Genomic DNA, 22024 nt, shown 5'->3' with positions numbered 1-22024 from the left:
CCGGGTGGAAACAGGAAGGGCGAACTTGCGTCATGGTGCAGGCTCATGCAACAGCAACACCGGGCAATATTGCCACACGCAGTGGGAAAGACGCGCCATGAGATCATTTCCGGATGCGGTGTTTGAGCCAAGGACGCTCAGGCTTGCCGGCGACGCCGCAATCGAGTTGGGGCCGCGCGCGCGATTGATGGGCATTGTCAACGTGACACCGGACTCGTTTTCCGATGGTGGCCTGCACGCCGACGCCAATGTTGCGATTGCCGCCGCACTGGCCATGGCGGAGGCGGGCGCCGACATGCTCGATATTGGCGGAGAATCGACCAGGCCGGGGGCGGAGCCTGTGACTGCGTTCGAGGAACAACGCCGTATCATGCCGGTGATAGAGGCGCTGGCCGACCGACAGGACTTGCTGATTTCGGTCGATACATGGCGGGCGGAAACAGCGAGACTGGCGCTCGCCGCCGGGGCCCATCTGGTCAATGATGTCTGGGGACTGCAGCGTGATCCGGACATTGCCCGGGTTGCCGCCGAGCATGGCGCCGCTGTTGCCATCATGCATACGGGCAGAGACCGAGAGGTGCTGGCCGATCCGATTGAAGATCAGTTGCAGTGGTTTTCGGCCTCGCTGGCGATTGCCCGAAAGGCTGGCATTGGCGAGGACCAGATCCTGCTCGACCCGGGGTTCGGCTTTGCCAAGGACGCAGACCTCAATCTGGCTCTGATGGCCCGTTTCGAGCAATTACACACACTCGGATTTCCGTTGCTTGTGGGCACCTCGCGCAAGCGTTTTATCGGCACGCTTACCGGCCGCGAAGCTGGAGATCGCGATGTCGGTACTGCGGCCACCAGCGTCGTGCTGAGGCTCGCCGGTGCTGCAATGTTGCGCGTGCACAATGTCGCTTTCAACAAGGACGGGGTTGCGGTTGCCGATGCGATGGTTCAAAGGAGCCGCCAAAGGGAGGCCGGACATGGCTGACAGCTACATCATCCGTCTCGTCAACTGCGCGTTCTTCGCGTTTCACGGCGTCTATGACGAGGAAGGGTCTCTCGGCCAACGGTTTTATGTCGATGCCGAGCTGGAGATTGATCGCGGTGCTGCGCTGGAGACTGATTCCCTTGAAGGAACAGTTGATTACGGCGTGGCCTTCAAAGTGATCGAAGAGGTCGTTACCGGCCAACGGAAATTTCTGATCGAGGCGCTGGCGCTGGATGTGGCGAAGACGCTGACCGATCGGTTTGCGGAGGTCAGGCGTGTTCGCATCGCCCTGCGCAAACCCGGTGCGCCGGTGCAGGGCGTGCTTGACCATGTCGAAGTAGTGGTTGAACACCGTGCCTGAATCGCAAGCATCGTCGGTCGACAAGACCGTGATCGCGGCAATCGGGTTTGGCGGCAATATCGGCAATCCGCGCAAGACCATGGCGCGGGCGCTGGCGCTGCTCGACGAGCGAGACGATATCCATATCCGCACGGTGTCGCGGCTGTACCGGACGCCGCCGTGGGGCAATACCGATCAGGAATGGTTCCACAATGCTTGCGTGCTGGTGGAAACCACGCTCGACCCGCATGAATTGCTCAAGGTCTGTCTGGACACGGAACTGGCCCTTGGACGGGTGCGTGCCGACCGATGGGGGCCGCGCACGATCGATCTCGATGTGCTGCTGCATGGCGATTTCCTGTCAGACCACGCCGATCTGACCGTGCCGCATCCGCGGATGACCGAGCGCGCGTTCGTGATGGTGCCGCTGGCCGACATCGCGCCGCAAGCGGTGGTCAATCTGCAAAGTGTTGCGGACTGGTCGAGCCTGGTGGATTCAGAAGGTATCGAAGCGCTCAGCCGCGATGGCGACTGGTGGCTGCAGCCGTAGCGGTGATATAGCGCGTACTATGATAATCCTGTTCAGCGCAAAGAGCCGGTCTTGACGTTTTCGATGTTGCGCTTGAGGGTCATGCCGATCACCGGCACCATCTCCGAGCCGACCTTGACTGAAATCGTCACGTTCATCGTTTCCGGATCGTTGAGGCTGGCAATCATCGCGCCATCGAGCGTCTTGCGGTTGATGGCCATGACTGCGCGGTTGCCTGTTACCCGACCTGACACGATATCCAGGCCCTGACCGGCCGAGCCATCGAGAAAGCGGCCGGTGTAGCCCTTGCCCTTGCGGGTGATAACGGCAGACATTTTCTGATTGAAAACGCCGACCCGGCAGGTGCCGTCGAGGGTGATGCCGCTTTTTTCGTTGTTGTTGGCATCGCCGCTGAGGTTGCAGACGAATTTCGTGCCCTTGTACTTGCCGGCGACAATTTCCCCTGGTCCTTTCCAGATCCCCTCGACGGAGCTGAAAAAGACATGGTCCTTGTCGCGCGCCATCGATGGCGTCGCGGTCGTCAGGGCGAATGCCGCGAGACAAAGCGGGAGGATGCGAAACTTGGAATACATAGTCACACCTGTTGCGGCTGGAAACGGACCCCAGAAATGACGCAGAATGGTTAATGGAGCGTAATTATCGCGACGGTAATCGTAAATCTGTCCGGGATCAATCGTCCGGTCTGGTTTTACCGTCCTTGCTGGCGAATCCGGTAATATCGGACATGAAATCGCCGATTCCCGGGCGCTTGGTTGCGGCGAACGGCATTGGCCGGCACAAATCCATCGCCGAGATACCGATGCGTGCGGTCATCAGGCCGTTAATGACACCTTCGCCGAGCCGGGCGGAAAGTTTTGCCGCCAGGCCATGACCGACCACCTGCTGGATCAGACTGTCGCCCGCGGCCACAGCGCCGGTGACGGCGAGATGGGCGATGACATCCTTGAACAGCCGGACCATGCCGATCGTACCGGGCCTGCCGCCATAGAGTTCAGCCATGGCGCGAATCAGCCGAACCGCCTCAAAGCCGACATAGGCGAGATCGACAAAGGCGCGGGGGCTGACCGCAGTGACCACCGAAACCCGTCGTGCGGCATTGAGCGTAAGCTGCCGCGCCTGTCGGTCGAGCGGGGTCAGCAATTCACGTTCGGCGAAGGCCAGGTAATGCGGGCCGTCAATGATTTCATCGTCCAGCGCATCGAGGTTCTTTCGGCCGCGGGCGGAAAGCGGGTTGGCCGCGAGCAGGTGGGACACGCGACCGGCGAGCGCGCGGGCTTCGGTGGCGGTGGCGAATTTGGCCTTGTCGGAAATGTCCTTGCGCAGTTCGGCGACCCGGGCGAGCCGGCGCAGGCCGATGATTTCGCGAATGATCACGACCAATAGTGCCAACACGGCAATTGCGGCAGCCACCGCCGCAGCCCAGCCGAGCCAGGGAAGGCGGTCAAACAGGGTGGTGATCAGCGCATCGGTCCAGATCCCGACCGCCAGGGCCGCGAGAAAACCGAGGCTTGCGAGCAGCAGCTTGCCGGCGGTCAATCGCCGGGAGCGCGGCTTGGCCGGCGGTGGTGTCAATGCGTCGAGCTCAGCCTTTGGCTCCTGGAACGGATCATCCTCGGTCCGTGTCATTTCCACCGTGACGGGGAGGGCTGACGGCTTGCGCTGCTTTTCCGGCTTGGGTTTTGGCTTGGCGGCGGGTGCATGCTGTTCCTCGACGCTGAAAGCGCGCGGCTTGCGGGCAGGGCCGGAGGTGTCATGGTCGGTCATGCGAGCCGGTCTCCCAGGAGATATTCAAGCGCCCGGTCAAGCCGGATATGCGGCAGCGACAGTTTCACGCCGCTGTCGCTCAGCTCAATCATCGGCGGGCGGAAACGGACAATGTTGATATCGGGCGGCATTGCCTGAGATCCTGAATCAACGGCTTTGAAGAATGAATCCGGATTGAGCGGCAAGTCACCGGGAAATATGGCTGTTTTGCGATTCCCGTCGAAGCTCTCGGTGCCGATCTTCTCGCCTTCGAGAGGGATGCCGACGATCACTGGAAGGGTCTCGCCATCCTGCCGGGCAGTGGCTTCGCGGGTGGCGCGGACGGCCGCCAGCGCCAGCACTTCTATGTGTGCGCCCGACGAGCCGATGTCCTTTGAGGCGCGGTCGACAATGCGCCGTGCAATGGCTTCAAGCCGGTCATGGCTTTCGTGGTGCAGGTGGTCGGCCTTGGTGGCGGCGATCAGCACCTTGTCGATGCGGCGCGAAACCAGGCTGGTGAGCAGATTGCCGCGACCCGGCCGGAAGCATGACAGCACATCCGACAGCGCTCGCTCGAGATCGATCACCGCTTCGCGGCCGGCATTCATTGCCTGCATGGCGTCGATCAATACGATTTGCCGATCAAGGCGGGCGACATGTTCGCGGAAGAAGGGTTTGACGACGACGGATTTGTAGCTTTCGAAACGGCGCTCCATCATTGCCTGCAGCGATCCCTTTGGCGCCGGCGTATCGGGCAGGTTCGGCAAGGGCGCAAAGGTCAGCGCCGGTGATCCATCAAGGTCGCCAGGCATCAGGAACCGCCCCGGCGGCAGGGTGGAGAGTGCCCGTTCATCACGTTTGCAAGCCCGGAGATAATCCGTGTAGAGCCGCGCCAGTTCGCGCGCGTCGCCCTCATTGGCGGGTTTGTGCGGGTCGATGGTGCCCGCCCGATCAAGCCACGGCGTGGCCAGGTCGAGACGGGCCGAGGACCGCGCAAGACTGGCGGCATTGAGCGAGAAGGCTGCAAAATCCTGGCCCAGAAGCGGCAGATCTAGCAACCATTCACCGGGATAGTCGACAATATCGAGGCACAGTCTGCCGCCCGAAAAGAAGCGGTTCCAGCCGCTGGCCGATTCATATTCGATAACCAATCGCAGTTCGGAAATGGCGCGAGTGGAATCGGGCCACAGACGCTCTTCAATCAGCCGGGCTGCATGATCCTCGTACTGGAACCGCGGCACGGCGTCGTCGGGCTGCGGTTCGAGCGTGGCGCCGGCCAGACGGCCGGAATGGGACGCTTGAAACATCGGCAGGCGGCCGCCATGCAGCAGATTGTGCACCAGCGAGGTGATGAATACAGTCTTGCCTGCGCGCGACAGGCCGGTGACCCCGAGCCGCAGCGTCGGCTCGATCAGATTGCTTGCGCGATCGGTGAGCGTGTCAAAGGCGATCAGCGCCTCATCGGCGAGGGTGGTGATGGAAGACGACACGGGTGCCTTTCACAATTAAACAGCTTCCGCCGATATAGGAGAGTGAAGGGGCGATTGAAAGCACAAGCATGACAGCGCGGCGTTCGGGTAACGTGGCGCGAATGCCACCAACGGCGCAAATGTCGCGCTAACGCTTTGATTTATTGCATGTACTTTGGCACTCGAAGGAACCAATCCGGTTCCACGGACATCAGGTGTCGGCGGGCGAGATAAGCGCCACAAATTGGGCATCCCCGGCACGCCATCCGGCTTCGACCCGGGGGCAATCGACAATTAGCAGCCCTGCGGTCGGGAAGCCGCCGGCAAGCGCTTCGGCAAAGGCGGCGGAATTGTCCTGCAATAACGCCTGTGCGGTGTCTTCGATCATCGGATTGTGGCCGACGATCATGATCGAGCGGACGCTGTCTGCGTGGCTGGCCCTGATGAGATCAAGGTATCTTTCGTGACTGCCGGCGTAGAGCGTGTCGCTGCGTTCGATGACGGGCGACAGGCCAAGCTGCGGGAGCAGCAATGTGAGTGTCTCTTCACAGCGGCGTGCGGTGGAGCAGTAGACCAGGTCCGGTTCATAGCCGTTGACCACCATGGCCGCCGCCAGTTGCCGGACTTCGTCCCGTCCCCTTGTGTCAAGCGGCCTGTCGAAGTCGCGTGTGCCGGGCAGCGCCCAACTGGCGTGGGCGTGGCGGACGAGAAATACACGCAAGCTGGGAGAGGGAGATGAGGTCATTGGCCAAACTTAAACCTTCGCTGCCGCGGTTCAATTCGCCAATAGCCCAAAGTGCGGGAAGCTTGGACTGTGAACGGGGCCGACATTGGTACATGCACCTTAAGGCAAGGTCAAAAAATGTGTTTGCCGGCACCATATGGCCTGAAGATTGAGCGAAACCAATCCTTTCTCGGTCCCTCTGCGCCGTTGTGTCATATCGATAAAATTGCGGTGATAGGCATCATTTACTGCTTGTACCGGCGCGGCCCTCTGGATATACGTCCCCCCGAATGGCTTAGCCGGGAGAATCGTCATGAGTGAAGACTTCGATTTTTCCTCTTATGTGCCCTCTGATGAAGAGGATTTCATGAACGCCAAGCAGCGGGCCTATTTTCGGGCCAAGCTGACTGCATGGCGCAATGACATCCTCAAAGAGGCGCGCGAGACGCTTGACCATCTCGCGGAGGAAAGTGCCAACCATCCTGATGTCGCTGACCGGGCATCATCCGAAAGTGATCGTGCGATCGAATTGCGCGCTCGTGACCGGCAACGCAAGCTGATCGGCAAGATCGATTCGGCTTTGACGCGGATCGACGAGGGAACCTACGGATATTGCGAAGAGACCGGCGAGCCGATCAGCCTGAAACGGCTCGATGCGCGGCCGATTGCGACATTGTCGATCGAGGCGCAGGAACGCCACGAGCGGCGTGAAAAGGTTTATCGCGACGAATAGACCGGAATATTCTTCCGGATCGCTCAACTATCAAGGCGCCGTGTGTTGCAGACACGGCGCCTTGATGCGTTTGAAGCGGCTCTGACGTCTCAGATCGTGCGACCCTTTTTGTCAGGACGCTGAGTGGATCATCAGCCTGGCCGAAGACCGTTGATTGCGGCGGCAGGATCGTTTCCGACCGACGGGTTTTAAGAAGGCTTGCGCGACAGGTCGCCGAGCAACCGCGCCATTTCGGCCTCAAGCGAGTCGCGTGAAGGTGAGGTGTCGGGCTTGACTTCCGGTGGCTCGACCGGCTCGACATCCGGCAACGGACCAGTGCCCTGATCGGGGGAATCGAGAAAGCCGTCGTCAAATCCATCAAGCGACAGATCTTCCGACAGTTCGGCGGCGAGAACCGATTCGAAATCACCAGCCGGCGCCGACCGCTCGCCTGCCGCAGGAACAGGTGTCCGTGCCGGTTCGGAGGGCTGGGCCGGGTCGGGGGAAGAAGATGAATCGGCTTGGTCGGCCAGAACTTCACTGTAGCCTGGCAGTTCGATTTCAGGGTTTGACGCGGGCTCAGCCTGACGGGCGGCGAGCGATGGGTCGACAGAAGTGGGCGCGGTGATCGGCGCCGGAGGCACTTCGTCAAGCACAGTGTCGCTAAAGTCAGGCTCGTCAAACACCCGTGCGCGGGCGGTTTCCAAGGCGTCAGCGGCGTCGGCCTGAACCGATCCGACCGCTGTCGCAGTAGTGACCGTGGCCGCGATGGCCGCCTGTGGGGATGGCGCCGGGCGGGCTGAATCGGATGGGCGCGCCTCGCGCGGGGCTGCAGTCGGTTGCGGCCGCGCGGCCGGTTGGGGCCTGGCTGTCCGGCTTTGCTGTTGCGCGACGGGGGCTGGCGCAGCAGACGCCGCCGCTCGCGGCGCGGGATCGGCCATCGTAACCGGGGTCGGCATGCGGGCAGGGGCGACCGGCCTAGTGTCGGCGGGTTCGTCCGGCATCCGAGTGATGCGGCTTTCAATGACGACGTCGGTCGGGCCACCGATCATTACCAGGTGCTCGACATCGTCGCGACGAATGAGCACGATTCGGCGCCGTGTATCGACGGCGGCGGCATCCAGCACGGCCAGGCGTGGCTGGCGGCCGCGGCCACCGCGCACGAATGTCGAGGACGTCCGTCCGCGAATAAGCCGGAAAACGCCGACCAGCGCCAGAAGCGCCACGGCGACGACAATAACCGCGATCAGTAACGTTGCCCCGTGACCGTCCAGAATGTTGTCGGGCAAATGCAGTCCTCCGCATGATTTCGACGCGGGTCGCCCGATTGTCGGGAACTGGCCGAATTGGTTTGCAAACGGAGTGTATTTGACGTTTTTTCGTGCGTCTCCACAAGACGTTGCGGGGATTTATCCCGTATCGTATCTGTTCGCTGCCAGCGAAGAGGGCCCAGACCATGCCGAGACCATCGATTTTCGCAGACAAACCGTGTTCATTGGGGCGCGATCACCGGGTTTGGGCTTTCCATACGCGGTGGAATGTGATCCAAACCGGACGATCCGTGGCGGGACGAAAGAGCAAAGCATGACAGATACGACGCCCTCGGCCGGACATCCGGCGCCGCTTGTGGACCGAAGCGCCAAACCGCGTTCCGTGTCGAGGCTCATTTTCCTCGCACTGGTGATGATTGGCGCCTCCGTTGTGTTTTTCCTGTTCAAGGACAAACTCAACAATGACGTGATGCTCGGCATTCTCGGCGTGCTGGCGGTGGTCGGGATCTTTTTCCTGGTGTCGACCGTGATCGGCTTTGTCACCATCATGCCCAAGACCGTGACCGATCCGTTGGCGCGGGCGTTTATCGACAGCCATCCCGAAGGCACGCTTGTTACCGACAACAAGGACCGGGTGATCTACGCCAATCATGCCTATGGAAAACTGACCGGTTCTTCCAGTGCTGCCGACGTGCAGTCGATCGAGGCAATCCTGTCACGTCACCGCGAATCCACCGAGGCCGTCTACCGGTTGACCAACGCCATGCGCGATGGCCGCGAGGGGCAGGAAGAATTCCGGATGACGCAGCCGCTCGGCGAAACCCGCGAAGGCGGCAGTTCGGCGCATTGGTACCGTTTGCGTGGCCGGCCGGTGACCGGCGTCGACGGCGCCGAGAAGCTGATGGCCTGGCAATTGTCCGATATCAGCCACGAGCGCACCGAACAGGAGATGGTGTTCAAGGAGTTGCAGAACGCCATCAACTATCTTGATCACGCGCCGGTCGGGTTCTTTTCCGCAGGCCGCGATGGCGACATCGTCTATCTCAATGCGACGCTGGCCGACTGGCTAGGGATCGATTTCACCGCATTCTCGCCGGGCAAGTTAATGCTGCGCGATCTGGTGGCGGGTTCCGGCATGGCGCTTGTGGAATCGGTACAGGCGGAGCCGGGACTGAACCGCACCGCGCAGCTCGATCTCGATTTGCTCAAGTCCAACGGCCAGAGCTTGCCTGTACGACTGGTGCACCGAGTGAGTGCAACCCGCGACGGCTCGCCGGGCGAAAGCCGCACCATCGTCATCAGCCGCGAAGACGGCGGTTCGGGCGTCCAGGATGCGGCACGGGCGGAAATGCGGTTTACCCGTTTTTTTAACAACACGCCCATGGCGATTGCATCGGTCGATGGACAGGGCAAGATCCTGCGCACCAACGGGCCGTTCCTGCAGATGTTTCATGGTCTGGTGACGCGTGACGACATGGAGCGCGGCACGTTGTTTGAGACGGTGCTGCGCGCCGAAGATCGCAAGGGGTTTCAGGATGCCCTGCGGCAGGCGGCAGACAAACAGGGAGACATCACGCCGATCGACAGCCGCCGTGCCGACAACGAGGAACGGCATTTCCGCTTTTACGTCAATGCGGTGATCGAACACACCGAGGAGGCGCCGGAGGAAACCGCGATCATCTATGCGGTCGAGACCACCGAGCAGAAGGCGCTCGAAGCGCAGATGGCGCAGACCCAGAAGATGAACGCCGTGGGCACGTTGGCCGGCGGCATTGCCCATGACTTCAACAATGTGCTGACCGCGATCCTGTTGTCAGCCGACCACCTGCTGATGTCGCTCAGGCCATCGGATTCGAGTTTTGCCGACCTCATCGAGATCAAGCGCAACGCCAATCGCGCAGCCGTGCTGGTGCGCCAGTTGCTGGCGTTCTCGCGCAAGCAGACGATGCGCCCGACGGTGCTGTCGATGACCGACGTGATTGGCGATCTGAGGATGCTGGTCGACCGGTTGACGGGGACAAATGTGAAGCTCGAGCTGGAGTTTGGCCGCGATCTGTGGCCGGTCAAGACCGATCTGGGGCAGTTCGAGCAGGTGCTGATCAACCTCGCCGTCAATGCCCGTGACGCCATGCCCGAGGGTGGCACGATCACGGTCAGAACCCGAAATGTCGAGGCGGATGAGGTCGAGCGGCTCAATCATCGCGGCATGGAAGTGGGCGAATATGTTCTGATCGAGATCTCGGACGAGGGCACCGGCATATCGCCTGAGGTGATGGAAAAGATCTTCGAGCCGTTTTTCACCACCAAGGATGTCGGCAAGGGCACGGGCCTTGGCCTGTCGATGGTTTACGGCATCATCAAGCAGTCGGGTGGCTACATCTATCCCGACTCGGAACTGGGCAAGGGGACTACCTTCCGGATCTACCTGCCGCGGCATGTGGAAGACGAGGCCGAGAAGGCCGCCGCAGCGGCGGAAGCTGCGGCGATCCTGGAGGCTGTCCGCAACGGTGTGGTGGCGGAACCCGTCAAATCGACCAATGGGCCGGAAGATCTGACCGGAGGATCCTCTGTGGTGTTGCTGGTCGAGGATGAGGAAGCGGTGCGGCGTGGCGGCAAGCGGATGCTGGAAGCGCGCGGCTACGAGGTACATGAAGCGGGCACCGGCGTCGAAGCGCTGGAGGTGCTGCAGGAACTCGAAGGCCGGGTCGACATCGTCGTCTCCGACGTGGTGATGCCGGAAATGGACGGGCCGACCCTGCTGACCGAATTGCGCAAGGACTATCCGGACATGAAGTTCATCTTCGTCTCAGGCTATGCCGAGGATGCGTTTGCACGCAACCTGCCGGCGGACGCCAAATTCGGGTTTCTGGCCAAGCCGTTCTCGCTCAAACAATTGGCCACGGCGGTCCGGGAAATGCTGGACGAATAGCCGCGTACGATGATAACGCATTGATAATGCAGTAATTTGTGTGATGATGGAATGTTCATCATCCTGCCGCATTTTCCACTAGAATTCGCCAACTGACATATGCCGAGAGGGGCTAACATGAAAACCAAAATCCTGGCAGCGGCGCTGGCCGCAATCTTTGTGTCCGCCTGCACGACCGATCCTTATACCGGACAGCAGAAGGTATCGAACCTGGCTGGCGGTGCGGCGCTGGGCGCGGCTGCCGGTGCGGGCCTTGGCCTGCTGGCTGGCGGCGACGACCGCAAGAACGCGCTGATTGGCGCTGGTATCGGGGCGCTCGCAGGCGGCGCGATCGGCGGTTACATGGATCAGCAGGAATCCGAATTGCGGGCGCAATTGCAGGGCACCGGCGTATCGGTGACCCGCGTGGGCAACAACATCGTGCTCAACATGCCGTCCAACATCACCTTCGACAGTGACCAGTCGGCGGTCAAGCCGGAGTTCTACCCGACCCTGAACTCGGTGGCGCTGGTGCTGAAGAAATTTAACCGCTCGCTCGTCGACGTTGCCGGTCACACCGATTCGACCGGTTCGGACAGCTACAACCTGACCCTGTCGCAGCAGCGTGCGCAGTCGGTTGCCAGCTACCTGATTTCGCAGGGCAACAATAGCCAGCGGTTCTACACCCAGGGCTTCGGCGAAAGCCGTCCGGTGGCCGACAACAGCACCGAGTTCGGACGTGCGGCCAACCGTCGTGTGGAAATCCAGATCGCGCCGCTGAGCTGATTGAACTGATCTGACTCAAGGGCTGCTCGCGCACCTAAGATGGGGTGGGGCGGCCGGAGTGGTGAGAATGTTTCAGTTTCCGCGCCCCGCAACCCGGAAATCTGCCCTGATTTCGGGATGGGTGTGGAAGGTCGTTTGAGGCGACATTGGACCCAGCAGCTCAGGCTGCCGGGTCTTTTCGTTTGCTGCAGCGCGGCTTGAATGGGGCAATCCCCCGTTCATCGGCCGGCCTGACCGGTCATTTGCTCAAAGCCCGGCGGCGGCGCGCAGTGCGGCATTGATGCGGTCTTGCCAGCCGGGGCCGTCTTCCTGAAAATGCTCGAGTACGGCGCGGTCGAGCCGCAGCGAAACCAGTTCCTTGCCCTCGGGCACGGTTGCGGGTTTGGGGGCGGCTTCGACCGGCTTGGTGGTCGCGGATTTGAAGGCGGCTTCTGCCTTGTCGAATACGCTGCCAGTGCGTCGGGTTGGTTTCATCGACATTGTCCTTGTTGTGGCGACGGGAGAAAATGGGCGGTCATTCTGATCCGGCTGCCAGCGCCACGGCAATGCGGGCGGCGAGGCGGGCATTGTTGAGCACCAGCGCGATGTTGGTCTTGAGGCTCGCGCCGTCGGTCAGGCCGAGGATTTCGCCCAGCAGGAAAGGCGTTACCGCCTTGCCCTCGATGCCTTGAGCCTTGGCCATTTCGAGTGCGGCCTCGATATGGCCGTGCATTACATTGGCGGGAATTTCATCTGTTTCGGGCACCGGGTTGGCAATCAGCATACCGCCATGGCCACCCAGCGCGCGGCGGGTGATCTCGAACCTGGCAATGGCTTCGGTCGTGTCAAGCCTGAGCGGTGCGGCAAGGCCCGAACTGCGCGACCAGAACGCCGGCATCTCGTCCTGGCCATAGGCCACCACCGGCACGCCGCGGGTTTCCAGTGCTTCCAGCGTCTTGGGGATATCGAGAATGGCCTTGGCGCCGGCGCAGACAACGATCACCGGCGTGCGACCCAGTTCTTCGAGATCGGCGGAGATATCAAAGCTCAGCTCGGCGCCGCGGTGGACGCCACCGATGCCGCCTGTGGCAAACAACGAAATGCCGGCCAGTTTTGCCGCCATCATGGTGGCAGCGACAGTGGTGGCGCCAGTGCGACCCTCGGCAATGGCGAAGGCGAAATCGGCGCGTGAGACCTTCATGACGTCGCTGGCCTGGGCGAGCGCGGTGATGGACGCCGTATCGAGGCCCGCATGCAGGGTGCCGTCGATGATGGCGATGGTGGCCGGGACTGCGCCTTCCGCGCGGATTACAGCCTCAACCTCGAGCGCCATGTCGCGGTTGCCAGGCCAGGGCATGCCATGGGTGATGATGGTGGATTCGAGCGCCACCACCGGACGACCGGCAGCCAGCGCGTCGGCCACTTCCTGGGTGGTTTCGATGTCGATCGATCCGGGCATGGGGCAGGCTCCTGAACTCAAGTGTGGATTGGCGTGGGCTTTGGCATGGCGGCGAGGGCCTGGGCAAGCAGGTGCGGCGATAAATCCGGCCGTACCGGCCCGCGCACGGTAGCGGTAAGCCGCGCCAGCGCAATGCCGCGAATGAGATTGTTTTCGCGGGTGCCGCCCGCAAGCAGGCCGTCGACAAAGCCTGAAGCGAGCGCATCGCCGGCGCCGGTGACATCGGCAAGGCTGCCCAACGGTGGCGATGCCAGCAGGGTGACGCCGCTATCGTCAAAGGCCATTACCGGGCCTGCGCCGGCGCTGATCAGGCCGCAACAAAGTCCGAGCGGGGAGAGCAGGTCGGACCAGTTGCGGGGATCTTCCGCAGGGCTTCCGCTCAATGTGGCGGCTTCGGCTGCGTTCATGGCAAGCAACGCCAGATGCGGCAGGCTCCTGTGCCAGCGCACCACCTTGGCTGGCGACACGGCGATGGCTGCGACCGGGATGCCGTGCCCGGCAGCTGTCTTGCTGAGTGCATAAAGTGCGTCTTCGGGCAGATTGGCGTCGGCCAAAAGCAGGTCGGCAGAGGCCAGCCGCTTATGCAGCCGCGCGGTCATCAGCCGGCGCGCAGGCACCTGGTCATAGAGCGCCATGTCGGCGAGTGCGGTGATCAGATTGCCGTCGGGCTCGAGTATCGCCGAATAGCTTGGCGTTGCCCGATCGAGAAAGGTCAGCGGGCAATCCTCGATACCTGCGTCGGCGGCTGCACGCGTCACCTCATCGGCAGCCGCATCGCCACCGCGCGGCGCCACAAGCGTGACCTGGTGGCCGAGCCGCGAAAGGTTGCGCGCTGCGTTGAAAACACCACCGCCGGCCTCGCTCTGCCAGAAGCCGGGATTGGAGGCGCCAGGCCGGTGCGGGGCAGCAAGCCGGCCGGTGCGGTCGATATGGGCGCCTCCGATGGCAAGGATGCGCGCCATGGCCTAACCTTCGCACAATCCGGCGGATAACCGAATCGCGGTCTGGTCGGCGTCGCGGATGCAGGTTGCCGCGTCATCGCGGGCACCAGCGGGCCGTTTACCGAAACAAAAATAGAACACGTAGTGAATTATCATTATATTCCAGTGGGTTGAGTGGGGCTTGCGAAAACGGAACAAAGAGAGTACATATTTGTCAAACGAGCATTGATTGCTTGCTGCGGCACGATAACCTAAAGGTGGATGGAATGGCACAGAACTCTTTGCGACTGGTAGAGGAAAAATCCGTGGACAAAAGCAAGGCGCTCGACGCCGCACTTTCTCAGATCGAACGCTCGTTCGGCAAGGGCTCGATCATGAAGCTCGGCGCCAATGAGGGCGTGGTCGAGATCGAAACGGTTCCGACCGGTTCGCTGGGGCTCGACATTGCGCTGGGCATTGGCGGTTTGCCACGCGGCCGCGTGATCGAGATTTTCGGGCCGGAAAGCTCCGGCAAGACCACGCTGGCGCTGCAGACCATTGCCGAAGCGCAGAAGAAGGGCGGCATTTGCGGCTTTATCGATGCTGAGCACGCGCTCGACCCGGTCTATGCCCGCAAGCTCGGCGTTGACCTCGAAAGCCTGCTGATTTCGCAGCCTGACAATGGCGAGCAGGCGCTCGAAATCACCGATACGCTGGTTCGTTCCGGCGCGCTTGATGTGCTGGTGATCGATTCGGTGGCTGCATTGACGCCGCGCGCCGAAATCGAAGGTGAAATGGGCGACAGCCTGCCAGGCTTGCAGGCGCGACTGATGAGCCAGGCGCTGCGCAAGCTGACCGCCTCGATCTCGCGTTCGAACTGCATGGTAATCTTCATCAACCAGATCCGCATGAAGATCGGCGTGATGTTCGGCTCGCCCGAAACCACCACCGGCGGCAATGCGCTGAAATTCTATGCCTCGGTGCGGCTCGATATCCGCCGCATCGGCTCGGTCAAGGACCGCGATGAAGTGGTCGGCAACCAGACCCGGGTCAAGGTGGTCAAGAACAAGATGGCGCCGCCGTTCAAGCAGGTCGAGTTCGACATCATGTATGGTGAAGGTGTTTCCAAGGTCGGCGAATTGATCGATCTGGGCGTGAAAGCCGGGATTGTCGAGAAATCCGGCGCCTGGTTCTCCTACAACAGCCAGCGGCTGGGGCAGGGGCGCGAGAACTCCAAGCAGTTCCTGCGGGACAATCCGGTGCTGGCCGACGAGATCGAACTGTCGCTTCGCCAGAATGCCGGGCTGATTGCCGAAAAATTTCTGGAAGAAGACCGCAGCGCCGGGGAGAATGACGACGCCGGCTCCGCCGAAATGTAGGCCTTCCGCACATTCCTGGTGCAGGTTTCAAGCCGGTCGTCAGTCTCGAAAGGGACTGGCGGCCGGTTTTCCGTTGATGGTGCCGCCGCTGCCGTCTGGACAGGCAGGGGGGCGGGCGATAAAAGCGGCGGTCCGCACGGTTTTTGTGGTGCGGGCATCCATCCGGCGCGTGGCGCGGCCGGCTTGTCGAACAAAGGGTTGATCATGAGTGGCGTGAACGAAATCCGGTCGTCGTTTCTCGACTATTTCAAGAAGAACGGGCACGAAGTGGTGGCCTCGAGCCCGCTTGTGCCGCGCAATGACCCGACGCTGATGTTCACCAATGCGGGGATGGTGCAGTTCAAGAACGTTTTTACCGGGCTTGAGCAGCGGCCCTATTCGACCGCGGTGACCTCGCAGAAATGCGTCCGCGCCGGCGGCAAGCACAATGACCTCGACAATGTCGGCTATACCGCGCGTCACCACACCTTCTTCGAGATGCTCGGCAATTTCTCCTTTGGCGATTATTTCAAGGACCGAGCCATCGAGCTTGCTTGGAACCTGCTGACCAAGGAGTTCGGCATCGACAAGGAGCGGTTGCTGGTCACCGTCTACCACACCGATGACGACGCCTATGATCTGTGGCGCAAGATTGCGGGGATTCCGGAAAACCGGATCATCCGCATCGCTACCAATGACAATTTCTGGGCGATGGGCGACACCGGTCCTTGCGGGCCGTGTTCCGAGATTTTCTATGACCATGGCGACCATATCTGGGGCGGACCTCCCGGCTCTGCGGACGAGGATGGTGATCGGTTCATCGAGATCTGGAACCTGGTGTTCATGCAGTTCGAGCAGACCGCCGACGAGCGGCTCGACTTGCCGCGGCCGTCGATCGACACCGGCATGGGACTGGAGCGGATTGCAGCACTTTTGCAGGGTAAACACGACAATTATGACATCGACCTGTTCCAACGGCTGATTGCCGCCTCGGTGGAGGCCACCGGGGTCCCAGCCGAGGGCGACACCCGCGCCAGCCATCGGGTGATCGCCGATCACCTGCGTGCCTCAGCCTTCCTGATCGCCGACGGCGTGCTGCCGTCCAAGGAAGGGCGCGGTTATGTGCTCAGGCGGATCATGCGCCGGGCCATGCGACATGCACAATTGTTGGGTGCGCCCGAGCCGCTGATGTGGCGGCTGCTGCCGACGCTGGTGGCTGAGATGGGGCGTGCCTACCCGGAACTGGTGCGTGCCGAGGCGCTGATTTCTGAAACGTTGAAACTCGAGGAAACCAATTTCCGGGTAACGCTGGAGCGCGGCCTGAGCCTGCTCGACGACGCCAGCGCCGGGCTTGGCGAGGGCGACCGGCTGAGTGGCGAAACCGCGTTCAAGCTTTATGACACCTATGGCTTTCCGCTCGATCTGACCCAGGATGCGCTGAGACAGCGTGGCGTCGATGTCGATACCGAAGGGTTTAACGCGGCGATGGAACGGCAGAAGGCTGAAGCACGGGCCCACTGGTCCGGTTCCGGCGATGCATCTACCGAGAACATCTGGTACGAGATCAAGGACAAGGTCGGTGGCACCGAATGTCTGGGTTACGACACAGAGACCGCCGAAGGTGTGATCCTGGCGCTGGTGCGCGACGGGGCGCAGGTCGAGAGTGCCGCAGCGGGTGATGCCGTCGACGTGGTCGTCAACCAGACGCCGTTCTATGGTGAATCCGGCGGCCAGATGGGTGATCAGGGCATCATTTCCGGCGAGGGCTACCGGCTTGAAGTCAACGACACCCAGAAGCGCGGCGAGGGCGTGTTCGTGCACCGGGCGAAAGTTGTCGAAGGCAAGGTCAGCGTGGGCGCCGAGGCGCAGCTTGATGTCGATCACGCGCGCCGTGCCAAGATCCGTGCCAATCATTCGGCCACCCATCTGCTGCATGAAGCGTTGCGCGAAGTGCTCGGCACCCATGTGGCCCAGAAAGGCTCGCTGGTGGCGCCCGAGCGGCTCAGGTTTGACGTTTCCAACCCGAAGCCGATGACGGCTGAAGAGATCCAGCAGGTCGAGGCCATGGCCAACGAGATCATCCTCCAAAACAGCCCGGTAACGACCCGGCTGATGGCCGTTGACGATGCCATCGCTGAAGGCGCGATGGCGCTGTTTGGCGAGAAATATGGCGACGAGGTTCGGGTGGTGTCGATGGGAACGGCGACGCATGGCGCCAAAGCCAACCGGCCCTATTCGGTGGAACTGTGCGGCGGCACTCATGTTGCGGCCACCGGTGAAATCGGTCTGGTCCGTGTGCTTTCCGACAGCGCCGTGAGCAACGGAGTTCGCCGCATTGAGGCGCTCACCGGCGAGGCTGCGCGCAGGCATCTGGCGGAACAGGACGAAAAGCTTAAATCGCTGGCTTTGCTATTGAAAGTGCAGCCGGGCGATGTGGCTTCACGGGTTGAAGCGCTGATGGACGAGCGCAAGAAGCTCGAACGCGAACTGGCCGAGGCGCGCAAGAAACTGGCGCTCGGTGGTGGTACCGCGGGAAGCGATGAGAGCCGTGATATCGGCGACGTCAAATTCCTGGGCAAGGTGGTCAGCGACGTGCAGCCCAAGGATCTCAAGGGCCTGGTTGATGCGGCAAAATCATCGCTGGGCTCCGGCGTGGCGGCGTTTGTCGCGGTCAGCAGTGACGGCAAGGCAAGCGTCGTCGTCGGCGTCACCGAGGATCTGACCTCGCGGCTGTCGGCAGTCGATTTGGTGCGGGTGGCATCCGAAGCGATCGGCGGCAAAGGCGGTGGCGGGCGTCCCGACATGGCTCAGGCCGGCGGTCCGGATGGAGAAAAGGCCAATGCGGCAATCGACGCCGTGGCCGCGGCGATCGGCTGATCCGCTCTGCCGCTCACGCGGTGCAAACAGGCTTCATGATTTTTCGCGCCCGGGGTTCTACCCCGGGCGTTTTTCGTGGCGCTGGCCCGTAATGCCCACGCTTGAGTATGTCCTTATCAGGCGCCGGTGCTGCGGCTCCGCTTGGCTCGGCCGCCAGGTGTTTTTTCGCCTTTCCGGGGTGCGTGTTAAACTGGCGCGCAGACGTGGGAAGAACGGGAGGTTACGATGGCCAAGCAGATTGCTGTTGCCGTGATCCACGGCATTGGCTCTTTCGGCAAACGTCCGGGCGACAGCGCCGCGCTGTCCTTTTCCAAGGATCTGGCGCGCCTGGTGCGGACACGGATCGACAGGGACCACGCCGGCCACTTTGCCTCGCGCGTGGCGTGGCGGGAAATCTTTTATTCCGACATCACCGAGAAGAACCAGAATGCCTATTTCGAACGGGTGAAAAACAAGCTCAATTATGACGGGCTGCGCGAATTCGCGATCAAGAATCTTGGCGATGCTGCGGCCTATCACAACGCGCCGGGTGATCCCAATCACGACATCTACCGCGATATCCATGCGCGCTGTGACACGGTGCTGAAAGAACTGGAAGAAGACACCGAAGCCGGCGCGCCATTGATCGTGCTCGCCCACTCGATGGGCGGGCATGTGTTTGCCGACCACATCTGGGATCGCCAGCATGACCAGCGGCTGACGACGCAGCGGATATCGAGTTGCAACACCATCGCCGCGTTGATGACATTTGGCTGCAACATCCCGCTGTTTACCTTCGCCTATAGTTTTGACCAGATCCTGTGCATCGCCAATCCCGGCACCGACCTGCCGGCGGCGCTGCAACGCCAGCCCTGGTGGCTTAATTTCTATGACAAGGATGATGTGCTGGGCTATCCGCTCGAAAATCTCGGCATCGGCTACAAGAGCCTGGCCGACGCCGGCGGTCTCAAGGATCGGCAGATCAATTCCGGATCCTGGCTGAGTTCGTGGAACCCGCTGTCGCACAGTGGCTATTGGCGCGACGCTGATTTTGTCGATGAAGTTGCCGACATGGTGCAGTCGACGTTGGACAGGGTGTGAATCCCGCTCTCCAATGGTTCTTCAGGCATGAAAGCGCATGTTTGAACCAGTACCTCGAAGCGTCTTTGAAGCCCAGGGGTGGGTCAACTTTGTTTCACGACGTCGGTTTGATTTTTGGTTTTCTGGCGGCGTGCAGCAGCCTCCAGCCCAAGAATGCGGCAATTGCCAGCAGCGCCAGCGCCATCGACAGGTTGCCCAGAACATTGGCGAGGGCTTCGATATTGGAGCCGAACACATAGCCAAGCACGATGTAGATCGTCACCCACAAGGCCTCACCGGCGAGACCCCAGAGGGTAAAGAGCGGCCACGACAGTCGGGTGGCGCCGCTGGCATAATTGACCGGCGGGCCGAGAGGCGTGAACAGCCAGCGCGACAGGAACACGCCGGATCCGCCCCATTTTTGCAGATGTGGCTCGGCTTTCCTCGCCCGGCGGGCGAGCTTGCCGATCATGCCGGGGCGATCGGAAGCCTGTTGCATGACCAGTCGGCCGACAAAATAGCCGGCCTGATCGCCCAACGTGCAACCGGCTACTGCCCAGATGAAGGCGCTTGAGACATCGGCGTCGCCATTGGCCGCCAGCGCACCGAGCGCCAGCAGTGCCAGCGAGGTGGGCATGGGAATGCCGATCTGGCCGATAGCTAGCAACAGCGCAGCTGCGGGGATGCCGTAAAGCGCCAGCGCATCCAGCAGTTGCTCGGTCATGGCTGCCCGGAGGGGACAGGGTCTGGAAGGTCGCTGTTGGGTATGCCGCGGGCCTTGCGGTCGGCCTCTATCGCCTCGATGATTGTCGTGGCCATTTGATCGAGCGGCCGGCCATCTTCGCGGGCGATCCGGATCAGCGGCCGGCGGTCAGGGCCGGTGCGGGGCAGACCGATGGCATCATGCACCAATTCCGGATCGACCCGGTAGGAATTGGCGATATAGCGCACCGTCATCCAGCCTTCGATCGGTTCATCGGTATGGTTTTGCCAATAGACAAAAAAAACGCTGGCGCGAATGATGAAAAACAACGCCAGCGTCAATGTGATCAGAAAAGACAGGGTTAGCCACCGGTTGTGCCGCCACAGCTTTCTGAGCGTGACGACAGGTCCGGTGGCCATCAGTCAGGCCATGGCCTTCTGCAGGTTTTCGTCGATCTTGTCGAGGAAACCTGTGGTCGACAGCCACGGCTGGTCGGGACCGATCAGCAGCGCCAGATCCTTGGTCATGAAGCCCGATTCGACGGTCTGGATGCAGACCAGTTCCAAAGTGTCGGCGAACTTGGCGAGCTCGGCATTGTTGTCGAGCTTGGCGCGGTGCGCGAGACCACGGGTCCAGGCAAAGATCGATGCGATCGAGTTGGTCGAGGTTTCCTCGCCCTTCTGATGCTGGCGGTAATGGCGGGTGACGGTGCCGTGGGCGGCTTCTGCTTCCACGGTCTTGCCATCCGGGGTCATCAGGACAGACGTCATCAGGCCGAGCGAGCCAAAGCCCTGGGCAACGATGTCGGACTGGACGTCGCCGTCGTAGTTCTTGCAGGCCCAGACGTAGCCGCCGGACCATTTCAGGGCGGAGGCGACCATGTCGTCGATCAGGCGGTGTTCGTAAGTGATCTTGGCTTCGGCGTACTTGTCCTTGAATTCGGCTTCGAAGACTTCCTCGAACAGATCCTTGAAACGGCCGTCATAGGCCTTGAGGATGGTGTTCTTGGTCGACAGGTAGCAGGGAACGCCGCGCATCAGCGCATAGTTGAGTGACGCGCGGGCAAAATCGCGGATCGAATCATCAAGGTTGTACATGGCCATGGCAACGCCGGCGGACGGCGCGTCATAGACTTCGTGCTCGATGGTTTCGCCGTCATCACCGACGAACTTGATCGACAACTTGCCCTTGCCGGGGAAGCGGAAATCGGTGGCGCGGTACTGGTCACCGAAAGCGTGACGGCCAACGATGATCGGCTTGGTCCAGCCCGGAACCAGCCGCGGCACGTTCTTCATGATGATCGGCTCGCGGAAGATCACGCCGCCAAGAATGTTGCGGATCGTGCCGTTGGGCGAACGCCACATCTTCTTCAGGCCGAATTCCTCGACGCGGGCTTCATCAGGCGTGATGGTGGCGCATTTGATGCCGACGCCATGCTTCTTGATGGCGTTTGCGGCGTCGATGGTGACCTGATCGTCGGTTTCGTCGCGGTATTCGACCGAGAGGTCGTAATAGTCGATCGTCAGATCGAGGTAGGGCAGGATCAGTTTTTCCTTGATGAACTGCCAGATGATCCGCGTCATCTCATCGCCGTCGAGATCGACGACCGGGTTTGCTACCTTGATCTTTGCCATGCGTTTTGGACCTTTTGAGAAGGGTTGCCGTAAAGAGCGGGTGAATGCCCGTCCAGATGGCGCATCTCTTAACAAAAGCCGTGCGCGCGCACAACACGCCGGTAGCGGTGATCGCCTATACGTGACGAAGGTCGAAACCTGGTAGCGTCTGTCAGCACCGGTAGTTACTGCTGCGGGCTATCTGGACGACTGCTTGGGTTTTGATTTGCCAGGTTTTGGAGGCAATGTGCGGGCATGGGCCAGCGCCCGTTCCAGCCAGTGGGAAAGTGCCGGCTCGCTCTCAAGTTCGGCCGGTGTAACATAGAGATATCCGGCCATCGGTTTCCCGCGCATCACCATCGGCATGGTTCCGGATTCGCAAAGTGCAGCCTGATGCTCTGCCCTGCTCAACCTCACAAGCATCTGTCCGGTGTGGCTGTCGGCGCACATCATGTTGCCGTTCAAGGTAAAGCAGATACCACCAAACATGCGGATTTCGCCAATGCCGGGGGTATCTGCCAGCAGGGCACGGATGCGCGGGGCGAGATTTCCGGTCATGTTTGGGCGCTCCGGCTTC

At 61.4% G+C, this 22024-nt stretch carries 21 protein-coding genes; 9 read left to right on the top strand and 12 right to left on the bottom strand.

Annotated features, from left to right (window positions below; translation table 11 throughout):
• Positions 1-97: 97 nt before the first annotated feature.
• From folP to folK, 3 genes are read left to right on the top strand one after another with little or no spacing between them, the layout of a single operon-like run.
• Positions 98-976 (top strand): dihydropteroate synthase, encoded by an 879-nt coding sequence (folP, locus tag OEG84_RS06090; protein ID WP_267652895.1) that lies wholly within the window; start codon positions 98-100, stop codon positions 974-976.
• Positions 969-1337, top strand: a complete 369-nt coding sequence (gene folB, locus OEG84_RS06085; protein WP_267652894.1) for a dihydroneopterin aldolase — start codon at positions 969-971, stop codon at positions 1335-1337. Before folP ends, folB begins: the two co-directional genes overlap by 8 nt.
• The gene (gene folK, locus OEG84_RS06080; protein WP_267652893.1) at positions 1330-1866 is read left to right on the top strand and encodes a 2-amino-4-hydroxy-6-hydroxymethyldihydropteridine diphosphokinase; all 537 of its coding nucleotides are present in this window, start codon (positions 1330-1332) and stop codon (positions 1864-1866) included. The genes folB and folK overlap by 8 nt, the downstream gene beginning before the upstream one ends.
• A gap of 32 nt (positions 1867-1898) precedes the next feature.
• Here folK and OEG84_RS06075 read toward each other — a convergent pair whose 3' ends face one another.
• The 4 genes from OEG84_RS06075 to OEG84_RS06060 form a co-directional block, all read right to left on the bottom strand.
• Positions 1899-2438 (bottom strand): hypothetical protein, encoded by a 540-nt coding sequence (locus OEG84_RS06075; protein ID WP_267652892.1) that lies wholly within the window; start codon positions 2436-2438, stop codon positions 1899-1901.
• Between the two features lie 97 nt (positions 2439-2535).
• Positions 2536-3630 carry a YcjF family protein gene (locus OEG84_RS06070; RefSeq protein ID WP_267652891.1) on the bottom strand — a complete coding sequence of 365 codons (1095 nt, stop codon included), beginning with the start codon at positions 3628-3630 and terminating at the stop codon, positions 2536-2538.
• The gene (locus tag OEG84_RS06065) at positions 3627-5099 is read right to left on the bottom strand and encodes a YcjX family GTP-binding protein (protein ID WP_267652890.1); all 1473 of its coding nucleotides are present in this window, start codon (positions 5097-5099) and stop codon (positions 3627-3629) included. The genes OEG84_RS06070 and OEG84_RS06065 overlap by 4 nt, the downstream gene beginning before the upstream one ends.
• A 190-nt stretch (positions 5100-5289) precedes the next feature.
• The gene (locus tag OEG84_RS06060; protein ID WP_267652889.1) at positions 5290-5799 is read right to left on the bottom strand and encodes a SixA phosphatase family protein; all 510 of its coding nucleotides are present in this window, start codon (positions 5797-5799) and stop codon (positions 5290-5292) included.
• A gap of 316 nt (positions 5800-6115) precedes the next feature.
• Between OEG84_RS06060 and dksA the strand changes: the two genes are divergently transcribed.
• Positions 6116-6535, top strand: a complete 420-nt coding sequence (dksA, locus tag OEG84_RS06055) for an RNA polymerase-binding protein DksA (RefSeq protein ID WP_267652888.1) — start codon at positions 6116-6118, stop codon at positions 6533-6535.
• A gap of 188 nt (positions 6536-6723) precedes the next feature.
• On the opposite strand, the gene OEG84_RS06050 is transcribed toward dksA, so the two are convergent.
• Positions 6724-7803 (bottom strand): flagellar biosynthetic protein FliO, encoded by a 1080-nt coding sequence (locus OEG84_RS06050; protein ID WP_267652887.1) that lies wholly within the window; start codon positions 7801-7803, stop codon positions 6724-6726.
• A 295-nt stretch (positions 7804-8098) separates the two neighbouring features.
• Here OEG84_RS06050 and cckA point away from each other — a divergent pair, with 295 nt between their 5' ends.
• Entirely contained in the window at positions 8099-10714 is a 2616-nt protein-coding gene (gene cckA, locus OEG84_RS06045) for a cell cycle histidine kinase CckA (protein ID WP_267652886.1), read from the top strand.
• Positions 10715-10831: 117 nt separating this feature from the next.
• Positions 10832-11479 (top strand): YiaD family glycine zipper/OmpA-like lipoprotein, encoded by a 648-nt coding sequence (locus OEG84_RS06040; RefSeq protein WP_267652885.1) that lies wholly within the window; start codon positions 10832-10834, stop codon positions 11477-11479.
• 246 nt (positions 11480-11725) lie between these two features.
• Here OEG84_RS06040 and OEG84_RS06035 read toward each other — a convergent pair whose 3' ends face one another.
• Genes OEG84_RS06035 through OEG84_RS06025 form a run of 3 tightly spaced genes read right to left on the bottom strand, consistent with a single transcriptional unit; the run spans position 11726 to position 13879 of the window.
• Complete coding sequence (locus OEG84_RS06035; protein WP_267652884.1) at positions 11726-11953, bottom strand: BrnA antitoxin family protein; 228 nt, start codon at positions 11951-11953, stop codon at positions 11726-11728.
• A 40-nt stretch (positions 11954-11993) separates the two neighbouring features.
• The gene (locus OEG84_RS06030) at positions 11994-12917 is read right to left on the bottom strand and encodes a pseudouridine-5'-phosphate glycosidase (RefSeq protein ID WP_267652883.1); all 924 of its coding nucleotides are present in this window, start codon (positions 12915-12917) and stop codon (positions 11994-11996) included.
• A gap of 17 nt (positions 12918-12934) precedes the next feature.
• Positions 12935-13879 carry a carbohydrate kinase family protein gene (locus tag OEG84_RS06025; protein WP_267652882.1) on the bottom strand — a complete coding sequence of 315 codons (945 nt, stop codon included), beginning with the start codon at positions 13877-13879 and terminating at the stop codon, positions 12935-12937.
• 245 nt (positions 13880-14124) lie between these two features.
• Here OEG84_RS06025 and recA point away from each other — a divergent pair, with 245 nt between their 5' ends.
• The 3 genes from recA (at position 14125) to OEG84_RS06010 (ending at position 19152) form a co-directional block, all read left to right on the top strand.
• Entirely contained in the window at positions 14125-15216 is a 1092-nt protein-coding gene (gene recA / locus OEG84_RS06020; protein WP_267652881.1) for a recombinase RecA, read from the top strand.
• A gap of 204 nt (positions 15217-15420) precedes the next feature.
• The gene (gene alaS, locus OEG84_RS06015; RefSeq protein WP_267652880.1) at positions 15421-18072 is read left to right on the top strand and encodes an alanine--tRNA ligase; all 2652 of its coding nucleotides are present in this window, start codon (positions 15421-15423) and stop codon (positions 18070-18072) included.
• Between the two features lie 225 nt (positions 18073-18297).
• Positions 18298-19152 carry a hypothetical protein gene (locus tag OEG84_RS06010; protein ID WP_267652879.1) on the top strand — a complete coding sequence of 285 codons (855 nt, stop codon included), beginning with the start codon at positions 18298-18300 and terminating at the stop codon, positions 19150-19152.
• A 94-nt stretch (positions 19153-19246) separates the two neighbouring features.
• On the opposite strand, the gene OEG84_RS06005 is transcribed toward OEG84_RS06010, so the two are convergent.
• The 4 genes from OEG84_RS06005 to OEG84_RS05990 form a co-directional block, all read right to left on the bottom strand.
• Entirely contained in the window at positions 19247-19855 is a 609-nt protein-coding gene (locus tag OEG84_RS06005; RefSeq protein ID WP_267652877.1) for a DedA family protein, read from the bottom strand.
• Complete coding sequence (locus OEG84_RS06000; protein ID WP_267652876.1) at positions 19852-20253, bottom strand: hypothetical protein; 402 nt, start codon at positions 20251-20253, stop codon at positions 19852-19854. The genes OEG84_RS06005 and OEG84_RS06000 overlap by 4 nt, the downstream gene beginning before the upstream one ends.
• 3 nt (positions 20254-20256) lie before the next feature.
• Entirely contained in the window at positions 20257-21468 is a 1212-nt protein-coding gene (locus tag OEG84_RS05995) for an NADP-dependent isocitrate dehydrogenase (RefSeq protein ID WP_267652875.1), read from the bottom strand.
• A gap of 177 nt (positions 21469-21645) precedes the next feature.
• Positions 21646-22005, bottom strand: coding sequence for a TfoX/Sxy family protein (locus OEG84_RS05990; protein WP_267652874.1), 360 nt, complete (start codon positions 22003-22005; stop codon positions 21646-21648).
• Positions 22006-22024 lie beyond the last annotated feature (19 nt).

Source organism: Hoeflea algicola, from assembly GCF_026619415.1.
In the GTDB taxonomy this organism is placed as follows: Bacteria; Pseudomonadota; Alphaproteobacteria; order Rhizobiales; family Rhizobiaceae; genus Hoeflea; species Hoeflea algicola.
Note: the sequence above shows the minus strand (reverse complement) of the source record. Positions and strands in the feature narration are given on the sequence as shown.

Bases quoted from the DNA above. Each gene is read 5' to 3' on its own strand.
- folP (WP_267652895.1), top strand. From the start codon at position 98: ATGAGATCATTTCCGGATGCGGTGTTTGAGCCAAGGACGCTCAGGCTT.
- folB (WP_267652894.1), top strand. From the start codon at position 969: ATGGCTGACAGCTACATCATCCGTCTCGTCAACTGCGCGTTCTTCGCG.
- OEG84_RS06075 (WP_267652892.1), bottom strand. From the start codon at position 2,438: ATGTATTCCAAGTTTCGCATCCTCCCGCTTTGTCTCGCGGCATTCGCC.
- OEG84_RS06070 (WP_267652891.1), bottom strand. From the start codon at position 3,630: ATGACCGACCATGACACCTCCGGCCCTGCCCGCAAGCCGCGCGCTTTC.
- dksA (WP_267652888.1), top strand. From the start codon at position 6,116: ATGAGTGAAGACTTCGATTTTTCCTCTTATGTGCCCTCTGATGAAGAG.
- cckA (WP_267652886.1), top strand. From the start codon at position 8,099: ATGACAGATACGACGCCCTCGGCCGGACATCCGGCGCCGCTTGTGGAC.
- OEG84_RS06040 (WP_267652885.1), top strand. From the start codon at position 10,832: ATGAAAACCAAAATCCTGGCAGCGGCGCTGGCCGCAATCTTTGTGTCC.
- OEG84_RS06035 (WP_267652884.1), bottom strand. From the start codon at position 11,953: ATGAAACCAACCCGACGCACTGGCAGCGTATTCGACAAGGCAGAAGCC.
- OEG84_RS06030 (WP_267652883.1), bottom strand. From the start codon at position 12,917: ATGCCCGGATCGATCGACATCGAAACCACCCAGGAAGTGGCCGACGCG.
- OEG84_RS06025 (WP_267652882.1), bottom strand. From the start codon at position 13,879: ATGGCGCGCATCCTTGCCATCGGAGGCGCCCATATCGACCGCACCGGC.
- recA (WP_267652881.1), top strand. From the start codon at position 14,125: ATGGCACAGAACTCTTTGCGACTGGTAGAGGAAAAATCCGTGGACAAA.
- alaS (WP_267652880.1), top strand. From the start codon at position 15,421: ATGAGTGGCGTGAACGAAATCCGGTCGTCGTTTCTCGACTATTTCAAG.
- OEG84_RS06010 (WP_267652879.1), top strand. From the start codon at position 18,298: ATGGCCAAGCAGATTGCTGTTGCCGTGATCCACGGCATTGGCTCTTTC.
- OEG84_RS06005 (WP_267652877.1), bottom strand. From the start codon at position 19,855: ATGACCGAGCAACTGCTGGATGCGCTGGCGCTTTACGGCATCCCCGCA.
- OEG84_RS06000 (WP_267652876.1), bottom strand. From the start codon at position 20,253: ATGGCCACCGGACCTGTCGTCACGCTCAGAAAGCTGTGGCGGCACAAC.
- OEG84_RS05995 (WP_267652875.1), bottom strand. From the start codon at position 21,468: ATGGCAAAGATCAAGGTAGCAAACCCGGTCGTCGATCTCGACGGCGAT.
- OEG84_RS05990 (WP_267652874.1), bottom strand. From the start codon at position 22,005: ATGACCGGAAATCTCGCCCCGCGCATCCGTGCCCTGCTGGCAGATACC.